Genomic DNA, 13,325 nt, shown 5'->3' with positions numbered 1-13,325 from the left:
CGTCGGACGTTCCAATCACCCGCGCATTGCTCGCTGCCGACTACGGCAGTCGCGCTGGTGACAGCGTAAGTGTACTAAGTGTTACATCAAATTAGAACCATGCCCTCATCCAGCACACGCCCTTCGGGTCAACCGCACACCGTGCGCGGAGCCTGCCCCCACGATTGCCCGGACACCTGTGCTCTGCTGACCACGGTAGAAAACGGTGTGGCCACCCGTGTGCAGGGCAACCCAGCGCACCCGCACACTGACGGCGTGCTGTGCGCCAAGGTGAGCAAGTACACCGAGCGCAGCTACCATCCCGAACGCATCCTCACGCCGCTCAAACGGACCGGACGCAAGGGCAGCGGCCAGTTCGCCCCGGTCAGCTGGGACGAAGCCCTGGCCGACATCGCGCAGCGCCTGCAGACCATCGCCGCGCGCTCGCCAGAAGCCGTGTTGCCCTACAGCTACGCGGGCACCATGGGCATGGTGCAGGGAGAGAGCATGGACCGGCGGTTCTTTCACAAGTTGGGCGCATCACAGCTGGACCGCACCATCTGCGCATCGGCTGGGGCCGAGGCCTTGGTGCAGACCCTGGGCGGCAAAGTGGGCATGAAGGTGGAGTTTTTTGCCGAATCGCAGCTCATCCTCATCTGGGGCAGCAACTCCATCGGCAGCAACCTGCACTTTTGGCGCTACGCCCAGCAGGCCAAGCGCAATGGCGCCAAGCTGGTGTGCATTGACCCCCGCAAGAGCGAGACGGCCGACAAGTGCCACGAGCACATTGCCCTGCGCCCCGGCACCGACGCCGCGCTGGCGCTGGCACTGATGCACGAGCTGATCGCCCACGACTGGCTGGACCACGACTACATCGCCCGCCACACGCTGGGCTGGGAACAGCTGCGCGAGCGCGCCCTGCAATGGCCACCCGAGCGAGCGGCCGAGGTCTGCGGCGTGCCAGTCGAACAAATTCGCCAACTGGCCAAGGACTACGGCACCACCAAGCCCGCAGCGATTCGCCTGAACTACGGCATGCAGCGCGTGCGCGGCGGCGGCAATGCAGTGCGTGCCGTGGCCTGCCTGCCCGCGCTCACCGGCGCCTGGCGCCACCGCGCGGGCGGCATGCTGCTGTCCAGCTCAGGGCAGTTTCCGGCGCAGCGCGCGGTGCTGCAGCGGCCCGACCTGATGCCCGCTGGCAAGACGCCTCGCACCATCAACATGACAACCATCGGCGACGACCTGCTGCGCGAGGCTTCGCCCGCGTTCGGCCCCAAGGTGGAGGCCATCGTGGTCTACAACAGCAACCCTGTGGCCGTGGCCCCAGACTCAGGAAAGGTCGTGCAGGGCTTTGCGCGCGAGGATCTGTTCACCGTGGTGCTGGAGCATTTTCAGACCGATACGGCCGACTACGCGGACTACATCCTGCCCGCCACCACACAGCTCGAAGCATGGGACATCCACCTGAGCTACGGCCACACTGACGTGCTGCTCAACCGCCCCGCCATTGCGCCGCTGGGCCAGGCGCGCAGCAACGCCCAGATCTTCCGCGACCTGGCCGCGCGCATGGGCTTCACCGACCCCTGTTTTTCAGACACCGACGAGGCGCTGTGCCGCCAGGCTTTTGGCGATGCGGTGGACTACGCGCTGCTTGAATCGCAGGGCTTTGCCACGCTGGCCATTCCCGATGCGCTGTTTGCCGAGGGCAACTTCCCGTCGCCCTCGGGCAAGTGCGAGTTCTACAGCGCCCGCCTGGCCGCGCAAGGCATGGATGGCCTGCCCGACCACCTGCCCAACTACGAGCTGGCCGGCACGGACGCTCGCTACCCGCTGGCCATGATCTCGCCGCCCGCGCGCAACTTTTTGAACTCCACCTTTGTGAACGTGCAAAGCCTGCGCAACATCGAAGGCCGCCCCGTGCTGGAGATTCACCCCGACGACGCCGAGGCGCGTGGCATTGCCAACGACGCCGTGGTGCGCGTGTTCAACGACCGGGGCAGCTATGAATGCCACGCCACCGTCTCGCGCCGCGCGCGGCCCGGCGTGGTCAACGGCCTGGGCATCTGGTGGCGCAAGCTGGGGCTCAATGGCACCAACGTGAATGAAGTGACCAGCCAGGCGCTGACGGACGTGGGGCGTGCGCCCACGTTTTATGACTGCCTGGTGGAGGTGGCATTGAGTGAGACATCGATCGCAGAGGTGACGGCGACGGCAACGGCAACTGAAACGGCCTGATGCCAGAGATTTGCGCAGCACACAGACACTGCAATTTTGATAGCTGCCAGCGCTTTACCATCAAGCGCTAGAGACCATTTTGGCTTGAATTTTTAGCCCAAAGACTGCGCGGCATTGCAAAAAAACAAGGGGCCGAAGCCCCTTGTGTTCTTTGATGTCCGCACTCAACCCAGCAGCTTGAGCAGCGCGTGCGCGCCTGGCTCCGACGAGGCTGGGTTTTGCCCTGTGATCAGCGTGCCATCGGTCAGCACATAGGGCGCCCAGTCGGCCCCCTTGGAATAGTTGCCGCCGTTGGCTTTGAGCATGTCTTCCACCAGGAACGGTACGACCTTGGTCAGCTGCACAGCTTCTTCTTCGGTGTTGGTGAAACCCGTGACTTTTTTGCCCTTGACCAGTGGCGAACCGTCGGGCGCCTTGGTGTGGCGCAGCACGCCGGGCGCGTGGCACACCAAGGCCAACGGTTTGCCTGCGGCGAAGGTCTTTTCGATCAGCGCGATGGACTGGGCGTCTTCCGCCAAATCCCACAGCGGGCCGTGGCCGCCGGGGTAGAACACGGCGTCGAAGTCATCAACCTTCACGCTCGACAGCAAGGCGGTGTTGGCCAACTGCTTTTGTGCATCGGCATCGGCCTTGAAGCGGCGGGTCGCGTCGGTCTGTGAATCGGGCTCATCGCTTTTCGGGTCCAGCGGCGGCTGGCCGCCTTGGGGCGATGCGATGGTGATGTCAGCGCCCGCGTCTTTAAAAACGTAATAGGGCGCGGCGAATTCTTCGAGCCAGAAGCCGGTCTTTTTTCCCGTGTCGCCCAGTTGGTCGTGCGACGTGAGAACCATGAGGATGCGTGCCATACAGGTTGCTTTCTTTGATCAATAAATGGGTAGTGCTTCACCGTAACAGTGATCTACCCCGCGCAAAACAGCGGCGGGGCAGATCGCGGTCTTGGCTTACAGCGCGGCTTCGAGAATGCGACGGCTGACTGCGGGGGTGACCTCGCGCTGCTCGCCCAGCTTCACCATGCCGTGTGCTTCGAGCTGGGCCACCACGGTGTCCACCACCTCGGCGCCCAGGCCGTAGCCAGACAGGCGCGTGGCGATGCCCATGCTTTCAAAAAACGCGCGCGTGCGCTCGATGGCGGCGGTGATGCGCTCGTCGTCGGTGCCCGTGGTGATGCCCCACACCCGCTCGCCGTATTGCAGCAACTTGGCGCCCTTGGGGCCACGGCGTTCGTTCAGCAGTGCGGGCAGAACGATGGCAAGCGTGCGCGCATGGTCGATGTTGTGCAGTGCCGTGAGTTCGTGGCCAATCATGTGGGTGGCCCAGTCTTGTGGCACGCCCGCGCCGATGAGTCCGTTGAGCGCCATGGTGGCCGCCCACATCAGGTTGGCGCGGTCGTCATACACCGGCTCGGGTGCGGTCAGCAGGCGCGGGCCGATCTCGATCAGCGTCTGCAAAATGCCCTCGGCAAAGCGGTCTTGCACGGGCGCGTTGACCGGGTAGGTCAGGTACTGCTCCACCGTGTGCACAAACGCATCGACCACACCGTTGGCCAGTTGTTGCGGTGGCAAGGTGTAGGTTTTGGTGGGGTCGAGCACCGAGAACACCGGGTACGTGTGCTTGCTGCCAAACGCCAGCTTGGCGCCCTTGTCGCGGTTCGTGATCACGCCACCGTTGTTCATTTCTGACCCGGTGGCAGGCAGCGTGAGTACCGTGCCAAAAGGCAGCGCGCCCGTGATGTTGCGGCCGTTCTTTTCCAGAATCGCCCAGGGGTCGCTGCCCTCGAAGTTCACGGCCGCCGCAATGAACTTGACCGCATCGATCACCGAACCACCGCCCACGGCCAGCAAAAAGTCGAACCCGCCCTCGCGGATCTGCGCCACGGCCTTCATCGAGGTTTCGTAGCTCGGGTTGGGCTCGATGCCGCTGAAGGTGTCGTGCTGGCGGTCGCCCAGCGCGGTGCGCACTTCGGCCAGCGTGCCGGTCTTTTCGGCGCTGGAGCCGCCGATCAGGATCAGCACCTTGGCCGCTGCGGGCACCAGCTTGGCCAGGTCGGCAATGCGGTCCTTGCCAAAAACAATGTGGGTGGGGTTGTGGAAGTCGAAGTTCAGCATGGTTGTCTTTCGTGGGGGTTTGGTTGTGGGTCGTTTGAGGGGCGAAAAGCGGTGGCAGCCAACGCTGCGCAGAGGGAGTGATCCGTGTTTTTGAGGGCGATGCCCCGCTTCACGCGGCTCGCGCAGGTGCCAAGGCACAGGGAGAGACAGGTGCCATGCCCAACCACTGGTGTGTGGTGTGCAGGGCATGCTCCAACGCAGAGCCATCGCGCCGCAGCTTGGACAGCAGGCTCGCGCCCAGCCACATCTGATACAGGCTGAGCGCGGTGGCGGCGGGCGCTATCGTCTGCGGCACCGAGCCTTCGGCCACGCAGGCCTGCAGACACTGGGCCAGGCGCTGCACGATGTCGTCGGTGCCCTGGCGCAAAGCCATCCGCATCGTTTCAGACATGTCGGCCACCTCGGCACTGAGCTTGACCACCAGACACTTGGAGCCCGCAGCCTCGAGGCTCACATCACCCGCGTCGCCCTGGTGCGAGCCACATTGCGACACGTTCCAGTAAGACCAATAGCGCATCAGCCGATCGCGGGCGGGGGTACCTTGCGCGTCGGGGGCCAACAGGGCATCCATCTGCGCAAGATAGCGCTGCAGGTACTGCGCCAGCAGCGCCTCGCCAAAACGTTCCTTGCTGCCGAAGTAGTGATAGAAGGAGCCTTTGGGCACACCTGCCTCGGCAAGGATCTCCGTCAGGCCAACGCCCACGAAACCTTTGGCGGCGATCAAACGCTCGCCGCAACGCAGGATGTGGGTCTTGGTGGGTGGGGGTTGGGTGTCTGAAGTCACGCAGGCATTGTGCGCCCATTAGACCGGTCGTCTACTCAGCAAAAATCAAGACCCTGAAGGAGATGCAGTTATCGCGCACTTCGCGGCGCAGTCAGATGCCGCGACGTGATGGAAGACTGCCATGGCACAGGCGTGAGCGGCGCCCGAGCCATGGCTGCGTCCGGACCTCTGCGACCCGGGGCATTCGCCGCCGCTGCCTAGCGAACGGTCACACCGGCAAGGTGTGTGGGTCAACCGCTATTGCACGATCTGGGCTATCGAGGCGCCCACACCCTCTTTGGCAGTCCCGCCGTTGGCGTCCATGTTGTCACGCCGGGGCGTGTCGAAGTTGGAGAGGTAAGCACGTTTGCCAACAAACACCACGGCGGAAGGAAACTCCAAAGGCCCTTGGGCCGCATTTTTGGTGATGGTTTTCACCACGCCAGCAGGCGATACCGATACCACGGCGTTCAACTCATTGACCGTCACCCATAGATTGCCGCTGGGGTCAAAGGCCATGCCATCGGCGCCCTCCAACAAGGAGCTCTGCGCCAGCAAAACCGGCTTGCTGCCCTGACCGTCAGCGCCGACCATTACCTTCCAGATCGCCCCGCGCGAGGTGTCGGCCACGTGCAGAACACCCATTGCATCGAACTCCAAGCCATTGGCCACGATGGATTGCTGCGCTTTGCCATCGGGCAAGGTGCGCACGTTCTTTTCGATCTGCGCCACGGCTTGCGCTGCGCCACCGCCAGATCCAACGCGGTAGACGATTCCGCTTGCGCCGCCAGAGACATAGAGGTTGCCCCGCTTGTCGAACACGATGCCGTTGGCACCGGGCACGCCCGTCGCAAAGGTTTGTGCAACGCCTGGCTTGTTGGGGTTCAGGTCAGCACGCGGGATGCGCATGACTTCACCGAAAGGCCCCACACCGACATACAGGTCGCCTTTCGCATCGAAAGCGATGCCGCTGGGCATGGGCGCGACGGTTTTTCCATCGATGGTGCGCGAGCCGATGCGGCCCACCACCACGGGCGCGGGGGACTTAGGGTCCACCCGCAAGATGTTGTTGCTCACGCGGTCTGGGAGATACAAAACGCCCTCGCGATCGGCTGTGATGCTTTCCACAATCACGGTGCGCTCCACACTGGCCGGGTCCAGATCCACCAGGATCGACACGGTGGGGTTGCCTGGCGACAGGCCCGCACAGCCACTCAGGGCAAAAACCAATAGACCAGCGGATAGGAGTTTCATGATTCGCCTTGCAAAGCGAAAAAGCTTATCGCTTCACCAACGCCTGCACGCGACACCGCGTTAAATCACGCGCACGCCGCTGGAGATCTTTACAAAGAGGCACCGCTCCACCGGAGTGATGGGTGCGTCATCGGCTCGACTCTGCACGCCGTGGCGCTCAGGGCTCATTCGTTGATGCGTTGGATTCGTCTGCCCCCATCCCCGACGCTGCACAGACATTGGCGTGGCCACACAGCCACAGGCCGGGCGCGCGTGTCTATTGTTGTGGCCGCTCTCCCGCACTGCCGCACTATCGCAAAAGCGGCGGTCCCGCCCCGCCATCCAGTTGCTCCTAAAAAAATAGCTGCTAGCGCTAACCATCAAGCGCTAGCAGCCTTTTTGACCCAAAACAGCAGCAACCGGCACTGCGGCTGGGCGCTTTACGGGCGGTGACTCAATCCAGCTTCACCCCTGCCGCCTTGATGATCTCGCCCCAGCGCTTGGACTCGGCGCGCGCCATGGTGCGGAACTGCTCGGGCGTGCCGGGCAGGGGTTCCATGCCGAAGTCGGTCATGCGCTTGACCACGGCGGGGTTGAGAAGGGCCTTGTTCAGGTCGCCGTTCAGGCGCGCTGTGATGGCGGCAGGCATGCCGGCGGGGGCCAGGATGCCCTGGAACGCGTAGACCTCGGTGTTGGGCACACCGGCTTCGGCCAGCGTGGGCACGTCGGGCAGTGCGGCGATGCGCTTGGCCGAACCGATGGCCAGGGCACGCACCTTGCCGGACTGGATCACGGGCAGGCCTGCGGCCAGGTCCAGGAACATGCAGGGCACCTGGCCGCCCATCACATCCTGCATGGCAGGCGCGGCCCCGCGGTACGGGATGTGCGTGAGGAAGGTGCTGGTGCGGTTCTTGAACATCTCCATCGCCAGGTGGTGCGGCGAGCCGTTACCGGGCGATGCGTAGTTGAGCTTGCCGGGGTTGGCGCGGGCGTAGGCCAGAAACTCCTTCACCGTCTTGGCTTCGAAAGAGGGATGCACGACCAAGGCCAGCGGAAAGCGGCTGATGCCGCCCACGTAGGTGAAGTCTTTTTCGGGGCTGAACGGCATCTTGGTGAACAGGTGCTCGTTAAAGGCCAGGATGGCGTTGTCGGCCGACATGAAGGTGTTGCCGTCAGGCTTGGCCGTGGCCACCATCTGGCCGCCGATGTTGGTGGCGGCGCCGGGGCGGTTGTCCACCACGATCTGCTGGCCCAGCGTCTGGCGCATGGCTTCGGCCACGGTGCGGGCCAGCACGTCGGTGCCGCCACCGGCGGGGTAGGGCACGACCCAGCGCAGGGGCTGGTCGGGCCAGGCAGATTGGGCAGCGGCCCAGGGGGCGGCGGTGGTGGCACCTGCGGCGGCCAGGGCGGACAAGAGGGTTCTGCGTTGCATGGGGTTGTCTCCTTATATGTAACTATTGAATTGATAGCTGCTAGCGCTTATCCAATAAGCGCTAGAGCCTTTTTTCGCTTGATTTATGCCTGCAGAAGACTGCGCACCGAACTGCCCATGCTTCGACAGGCTCAGCCCGAACGGTTGGGGTGGCGCGGGCAGGTTGGGGCCAGCCTCAGTACGGTGCAGCAGCACAGCAGTTCAACGGCCCCAAAACGGCCTGAGGCATCAGGCTTCGGGTGCGGCGATGCTCTGGTCAATGGCACCAAAGATGCTCGCGCCGTCCTTGCCCTTGACCTCGATGCGGATGGTGTCGCCGAACTTCATGAAGTCCGTGCTGGGCTTGCCGTCCTGAATGGTTTCGATGCAGCGCTTTTCGGCGATGCAGCTGTAGCCCTTGGGCCATTCGGTGCGGCCCTTGTCGTCGGTCACGCCCTTGTTGCTGACGGTGCCGCTGCCGATGATGGAGCCCGCGCGCAGGTTGCGCGTCTTGGCCACGTGGGCGATCAGCTGGCCGAAGTGGAAGGTCATCTCGGGGCCCGCATCACACATGCCAACCTTGCGGCCGTTCCAGGTGGATTGCACGGTGAGGTTCACGCGGCCGTGGTCCCAGGTGTCGCCCAGCTCGTCCAGCGTGACAGCCACGGGGCTGAAGGCTGTGGCGGGCTTGCTCTGGAAGAAGCCGAAACCCTTGGCCAGCTCGGCCGGGATCAGGTTGCGCAGGCTCACGTCGTTGGCAATCATCACCAGACGGATGCCGTCGAGCGCCTGGTCGGCGTTGGTGCCCATCTTCACATCGCCGGTGATGACGGCGATCTCGGCCTCGAAGTCGATGCCCATGGCCTCGCTGGGCACCACGACGTCGTCGCAGGGGCCGATGAAATCGTCGCTACCGCCCTGGTACATCAGGGGGTCGGTGTAGAAGCTCTCAGGTACTTCGGAGTTGCGCGCTTTTCGCACCAGTTCAACGTGGTTTATGTACGCCGAGCCATCTGCCCACTGGTAGGCGCGCGGCAGCGGGGCCATGCACTGCTTGGGGTCGAAGGGGAATGCGTGGCGGGCGCGGCCGCTGTTGAGCTGGTCGTACAGGTCCTGCAGCTGGGGCGAGAGGAAGCCCCAGTCGTCCAGCACCTGCTGCATCTTGCTGGCAATGCCGGTCGCATAATGGGCCGTGCCCAGGTCGCGGGAGACGACAACCAGTTGGCCGTCGCGCGAGCCGTCTTTGTAGGTAGCGAGTTTCATGGTGGCAGGACCTTTGTCTCAAGGGGTTGAAAGTCTTCACCCAACACGAATTACGCTTGGGTAAATTGATTTAACTAAACAAAACTCGCAAATTTTAGTGCACATGGACAAAGAACGTGCAGGAATTCAATCGGTCGAGGTGGGTTTTGCCCTGCTGGAGGGGCTCACACGCTCGCGCGGGCCGCTGATGCTCAAGGATGTGGCGGCCTCGGCTGGCATGAGCGCGGCCAAGGCGCACCGGTATCTGGTGAGCTTTCAGCGCCTGGGCCTGGTCACGCAGGACCCGCGCAACGCCCGCTACGACCTGGGCCCGGCCGCCCTCAAGCTGGGGCTGGCCTCGCTAGCCCGGCTGGACGCCGTGCGCCTGGCGCGCGAGCGCATGCCCGAGCTGATGGAAAGCATCGGCCACACGCTGGCGCTGGCCGTGTGGGGCAACCACGGTCCGACCATCGTGCACTGGGAGGAGTCAACCCAGGCCGTGACCGCCAACCTGCGCCTGGGCGATGTGATGCCGCTGCTGTCGTCTGCCACGGGCCGCTGCTTTGCGGCGCACATGGCGCCTGATGTGGTGGCGCCGCTGCTCAAAGACGAGCTGGCTCGCGCCGTCAAAATGCGGCGCACCGACCTGCCCTCGACCATGACCGAAGTGAACGCCCTGCTGGCCGAGGTGCGCGAGCGCGGAGCCGCCCGGGTGGTGGACACGCTGCTGCCCGGTATCGTGGCGTTCTGCGCGCCGGTGTTCGACTCGGACGGGCACCTGGAGCTGGGCATCACCACCCTGGGCTCCATCGCCACCTTTGACCCCGAATGGGGTGGCGCCATTGATGCCCAGCTGCGCGCTGCGGCCGCTCAGCTGTCAAGCGACCTGGGCGCGGGCAGCGCATGACGACGGCCCCGGCACGCAGGTAGATGCCACGGCGCGCGCTTTTTTTCATCACCGCGCTGGTGCTGGCCCTGCACTGGCTGGTGCTGAGCGGCGTGCCGCTGAGCTGGGACAGCCCGGCCGAACCCTCGGGGCGCGTGTTCAGCACCCGCAGCATTGCGGCCGCACCACCGCCACCGCCACCTGCTGCGGCTGCACCCGTGGCCGTGGCCCCTGCCGCAGCATTGCCCAAACCGCCTGCCCGCCCACGGCCACCCGCGCGTCCGCAGCCCAAGGCGCCGTCGCCAGACACCCCCAACCCGGCCCCGACCCCCGTTGAGGCTGCGGACGCATCCATGGACGTGGGCACCGACGTCGCCCTCGCGCCCCCCGCAGATGCTGCGGCCGAGCAGGACAACCCGGCAACCGCCGCCGAGTCGGCAGCATCAGCCCCGCAAGCCCCTGCTGCACCCGCAGCATCAGCCCCCGCATCGGCAGCCCCTGCCCCATTGACCCCGCCCACGGCCGAACCGGCCTCAGGCGTGGACATCACCCCGCCGGGCGCCGGAACAGGCCAGGCCCCCAGCACCACACCCCCACCCGTGCGCCTGCCACCGCCTACCCGACTGGCGTTTGACGTGAACGGGCAGGCCAAAAAGTTCACGTACCACGCGCGCGCCGAACTGCTGTGGCAGCACGACGGCAGCCGCTACGAGGCGCGCCAGGAGCTGAGCGCGTTCCTGGTGGGCTCTCGCGCGCAGCGCAGCGTGGGCGCCATCACTGCCCAAGGGCTGCTGCCTGAGCGGTTTTCAGACCGGTCCCGCAGCGAACAGGCCGCCCACTTTGACTACGCCAAGGGCCGCGTCACCTTCAGCGCCAACACGCCCGACGCACCCATGGGCCCTGGCACGCAAGACCGGTTGAGCGTGTTCATCCAGCTGGGCGCCCTGCTGGCCGCCGACCCGGGCCGCTTTGTGCCAGGCACCCAGCTCACACTGACCACCGTCAGCGCACGCAGCGCCGACCGCTGGACCTTCACCATCGAAGGGCCCGAAACGCTGGACCTGCCCGTCGGGCCAACGTCCGTGCTCAAGCTGCAGCGCCTGCCACGCAAGGACTACGATCAGAAGGCTGAGCTGTGGGTGGCCCCCGCGCTGGGCTATCTGCCGGTACGCATACGGCTTACACAGGCCAATGGGGACTTTGCGGATCTGCAGCTGCGCAGCAGCAGCGCGCCCTGACGGCCGGGATGACTTGTAAAGACGTGTTGCGCAGGAGCCCCGCCCAGGCGACAAAAAGCCCGCGAACCTGGCGCACTTGGGTTTTCATGAAATACTGCACCGGCAGGGAGACAAACGCCACAGGCTTTGCCGGTGGCTCTTGAACTCCGCGCACCCGCTGTCATCTGACATCTATATCGACAAGGGGAACACGATGCACATGCTCTACGACTCAGAATCCTTTGTGGTGGTCCACATGCTGCCCGACGCCGTGGAGAAAAAGAGCACCCAGGTGCTCAACGACACCGCCCCCGCCATTCCCCAGCTGGCACGCCACGGTTTTGAAATCGTGGACAAACGCTCCGGCAAAGAGGTGTACTTGGACGGCTCGTGGGCCGAGATGTTTCAGGAACAGATCCTGGCCTGGCAGCGCGACACGCCCACCCAGGAAGAAGTGGAAGATGCGCTGGACCGGTACGCAGGTTTGGCGCAGAACCCGGTGGTGGTGCATTAATCCCCCCTGAGGCGCTGCGCGCCTTCCCCCCAGGGGGACGCACCCGGCGGCCCGGCAAAGCCGGTTCCACGGGTGCCCTGGCGATGGCGTAGCGCCAGTTTCAAACGCTGCGGCGGGCGTTAAGGGTTAAGTGGAGTTCTCTTGCGGCGGGTAGATCCACCGGTACATCGGCTCTACCAGCATCAGCACCGAAATCAACCGGCACACCTGAAACGCCGTAACCAACGGCACGCCCAGCTGCAGCACCTTGGCGGTGATGGCCATTTCGGTGATGCCGCCGGGTGATGTGCCCAGCAGCAGCGTGACCCAGGGCAGGCCCGTGGCCCAGGCCAGCAGCGCGGCAAACAGCGCGCAGATGCCCATCAGCCCCAGCGTGCCCACGGCCACAGACGCGAGCCAGCGCGGCGCGGTGTGTAAGAACTCTTTGCGAAAGCGCACGCCCAGGCTCACGCCGATCACCAGCTGAGCGGCATTCACCAGCCACTGCGGCACGGCAGACAGGCTGTAACCGGCCATGGTGAAGCCCATGGACACCAGCATAGCGCCCATGAACCAGGGGTTGGCGCGGCCCAGGCGGTCCATCAGCAGCGCGCCCGCCCCGGTCAGCACGGCCATCAGCGCCAGGCCGGGCCAGCTCACCGCCCGCACGGTGGGGGGCAATATGTCCAGGCCGTGCAGGCCGCTCCACTGCAGCGCAAACGGAATCGTCACCGTGACGATGAGCAGCCGCAGGCTGTGGCTGGCGGCCACGAGGTCGGTGCGGGCGTTTTCGCGCTCGGACAGCAGCGTCATCTCGGACGCCGCGCCGATGGCGCCAGAGAAGTAGCTCGTCGCGCGCATCATGGGGGCAGGCACGCCATGCATGCGCGGCGCATGCACCCGGTACAGCCAGGCGCCAAACAGCCACCCCAGCAGCAGCGCCCAGACGATTCCCAGCGCAATGGCCCACCACAACCCGCTGATCAACCCCACCACCTGGGGCGTGAAGTACAGGCCCAGCGCCGCGCCAATGGTCCACTGCCCGGCGTTGCGCAGCGGGCCCCAGCTCTCCGTGGGGCCGCCAGCGATGGACACCAGCGACGTGGCCAGCAGCGGGCCGATCATCCATGGCAAGGGGGTGCTCAGCCCCACACAGGCGGCGGCGGCCGCCCAGGCCAGGGCCAGTGTGGCGACGGTGCGAAGGGCGAAAGTCAGGCGCATGCGCTGTGAAAAGGGTGCGGGGGAACGGGGGATAAAGAAGAAGGCGCAGGGCAGAGCCCGGCAGAACGGGCACGCCAAGTATCGCGCCGCCGCCACGCGGTCACGGCGGGCGGGGCTTGGCGGGCCTTGCCCAGGCAGCATGGCAGGCATCGCCAGAGGGAAGCGGCTGCGACGCTGGGTGTTACCCCCTCGCCCCTCGCGGGAGAGGGTTGGGGAGAGGGGGACTGCCCCCGCGCCGCGCCCGTTTCACCCCCTCTCCCCGGCCCTCTCCCACAAGGGGCGAGGGTGTGAAAGCGATCTGAGACAGGCAAAAAATCAAGCCAAATTGACCTCAAGCGCTTATCCAAAAAGCGCTAGCAGCTATCAATTTTGCTGCACTTTACATATTGACCCAGCTTCAATCCACTCGAACCGTTCACGCTGAGGTTCTATGGTTCCAGTCAAGCATTAACTGCGTTGCCAGAGACCAATGCGAGATCAAACCGTTTGTGGTTCTTGAACAGGCTGAAGGCCACACGCACCATTTTGCGAGCCAGCACG

Annotated in this window: 11 protein-coding genes; 4 read left to right on the top strand and 7 right to left on the bottom strand. The window is 64.9% G+C overall.

The features are described from left to right. Positions 1 to 99: 99 nt before the first annotated feature. Positions 100 to 2,214: a molybdopterin-dependent oxidoreductase gene (locus tag ACK4OE_RS08630; protein WP_409884336.1), complete on the top strand. Its 2,115-nt coding sequence runs from the start codon at positions 100 to 102 to the stop codon at positions 2,212 to 2,214. A 164-nt stretch (positions 2,215 to 2,378) separates the two neighbouring features. Here the strand turns inward: ACK4OE_RS08630 and ACK4OE_RS08625 are convergent, their stop codons facing one another. From ACK4OE_RS08625 to ACK4OE_RS08600, 6 genes are all read right to left on the bottom strand, one after another. After that, a complete protein-coding gene (locus ACK4OE_RS08625) occupies positions 2,379 to 3,059 on the bottom strand; it encodes a type 1 glutamine amidotransferase domain-containing protein (RefSeq protein ID WP_409884335.1) in 681 nt (226 codons plus the stop codon). 96 nt (positions 3,060 to 3,155) lie between these two features. Beyond that, positions 3,156 to 4,319, bottom strand: coding sequence for an iron-containing alcohol dehydrogenase (locus ACK4OE_RS08620; protein ID WP_409884334.1), 1,164 nt, complete (start codon positions 4,317 to 4,319; stop codon positions 3,156 to 3,158). Positions 4,320 to 4,428: 109 nt separating this feature from the next. Then, positions 4,429 to 5,103 carry a TetR/AcrR family transcriptional regulator gene (locus ACK4OE_RS08615; RefSeq protein ID WP_409884333.1) on the bottom strand — a complete coding sequence of 225 codons (675 nt, stop codon included), beginning with the start codon at positions 5,101 to 5,103 and terminating at the stop codon, positions 4,429 to 4,431. Positions 5,104 to 5,340: 237 nt separating this feature from the next. Further along, a complete protein-coding gene (locus ACK4OE_RS08610) occupies positions 5,341 to 6,336 on the bottom strand; it encodes an SMP-30/gluconolactonase/LRE family protein (protein ID WP_409884332.1) in 996 nt (331 codons plus the stop codon). A 433-nt stretch (positions 6,337 to 6,769) separates the two neighbouring features. Further along, positions 6,770 to 7,747 (bottom strand): Bug family tripartite tricarboxylate transporter substrate binding protein, encoded by a 978-nt coding sequence (locus ACK4OE_RS08605; protein WP_409884331.1) that lies wholly within the window; start codon positions 7,745 to 7,747, stop codon positions 6,770 to 6,772. A gap of 228 nt (positions 7,748 to 7,975) precedes the next feature. Next, entirely contained in the window at positions 7,976 to 8,989 is a 1,014-nt protein-coding gene (locus ACK4OE_RS08600) for a fumarylacetoacetate hydrolase family protein (protein ID WP_409884329.1), read from the bottom strand. Positions 8,990 to 9,092: 103 nt separating this feature from the next. On the opposite strand from ACK4OE_RS08600, the gene ACK4OE_RS08595 reads away from it, so the two are divergent. From ACK4OE_RS08595 to ACK4OE_RS08585, 3 genes are all read left to right on the top strand, one after another. Next, positions 9,093 to 9,875, top strand: a complete 783-nt coding sequence (locus ACK4OE_RS08595) for an IclR family transcriptional regulator (RefSeq protein ID WP_409884328.1) — start codon at positions 9,093 to 9,095, stop codon at positions 9,873 to 9,875. A 23-nt stretch (positions 9,876 to 9,898) separates the two neighbouring features. Then, on the top strand, positions 9,899 to 11,092 hold the full coding sequence (locus ACK4OE_RS08590; RefSeq protein WP_409884327.1) for a DUF3108 domain-containing protein: 1,194 nt from the start codon (positions 9,899 to 9,901) through the stop codon (positions 11,090 to 11,092). Positions 11,093 to 11,285: 193 nt separating this feature from the next. Continuing rightward, positions 11,286 to 11,585, top strand: a complete 300-nt coding sequence (locus ACK4OE_RS08585) for a DUF3567 domain-containing protein (RefSeq protein WP_291434102.1) — start codon at positions 11,286 to 11,288, stop codon at positions 11,583 to 11,585. A 126-nt stretch (positions 11,586 to 11,711) separates the two neighbouring features. On the opposite strand, the gene ACK4OE_RS08580 is transcribed toward ACK4OE_RS08585, so the two are convergent. Continuing rightward, positions 11,712 to 12,785: an AbrB family transcriptional regulator gene (locus ACK4OE_RS08580; protein WP_409884326.1), complete on the bottom strand. Its 1,074-nt coding sequence runs from the start codon at positions 12,783 to 12,785 to the stop codon at positions 11,712 to 11,714. Positions 12,786 to 13,325: the final 540 nt, after the last annotated feature.

Origin of the sequence: Acidovorax sp. (assembly GCF_046314175.1) — a bacterium.
GTDB lineage: Bacteria > Pseudomonadota > Gammaproteobacteria > Burkholderiales > Burkholderiaceae_C > Acidovorax.
This window is presented reverse-complemented; position numbering and strand designations above follow the sequence as displayed.

Bases quoted from the DNA above. Each gene is read 5' to 3' on its own strand.
- ACK4OE_RS08630 (WP_409884336.1), top strand. From the start codon at position 100: ATGCCCTCATCCAGCACACGCCCTTCGGGTCAACCGCACACCGTGCGC.
- ACK4OE_RS08625 (WP_409884335.1), bottom strand. From the start codon at position 3,059: ATGGCACGCATCCTCATGGTTCTCACGTCGCACGACCAACTGGGCGAC.
- ACK4OE_RS08620 (WP_409884334.1), bottom strand. From the start codon at position 4,319: ATGCTGAACTTCGACTTCCACAACCCCACCCACATTGTTTTTGGCAAG.
- ACK4OE_RS08610 (WP_409884332.1), bottom strand. From the start codon at position 6,336: ATGAAACTCCTATCCGCTGGTCTATTGGTTTTTGCCCTGAGTGGCTGT.
- ACK4OE_RS08605 (WP_409884331.1), bottom strand. From the start codon at position 7,747: ATGCAACGCAGAACCCTCTTGTCCGCCCTGGCCGCCGCAGGTGCCACC.
- ACK4OE_RS08600 (WP_409884329.1), bottom strand. From the start codon at position 8,989: ATGAAACTCGCTACCTACAAAGACGGCTCGCGCGACGGCCAACTGGTT.
- ACK4OE_RS08595 (WP_409884328.1), top strand. From the start codon at position 9,093: ATGGACAAAGAACGTGCAGGAATTCAATCGGTCGAGGTGGGTTTTGCC.
- ACK4OE_RS08590 (WP_409884327.1), top strand. From the start codon at position 9,899: ATGCCACGGCGCGCGCTTTTTTTCATCACCGCGCTGGTGCTGGCCCTG.
- ACK4OE_RS08585 (WP_291434102.1), top strand. From the start codon at position 11,286: ATGCACATGCTCTACGACTCAGAATCCTTTGTGGTGGTCCACATGCTG.
- ACK4OE_RS08580 (WP_409884326.1), bottom strand. From the start codon at position 12,785: ATGCGCCTGACTTTCGCCCTTCGCACCGTCGCCACACTGGCCCTGGCC.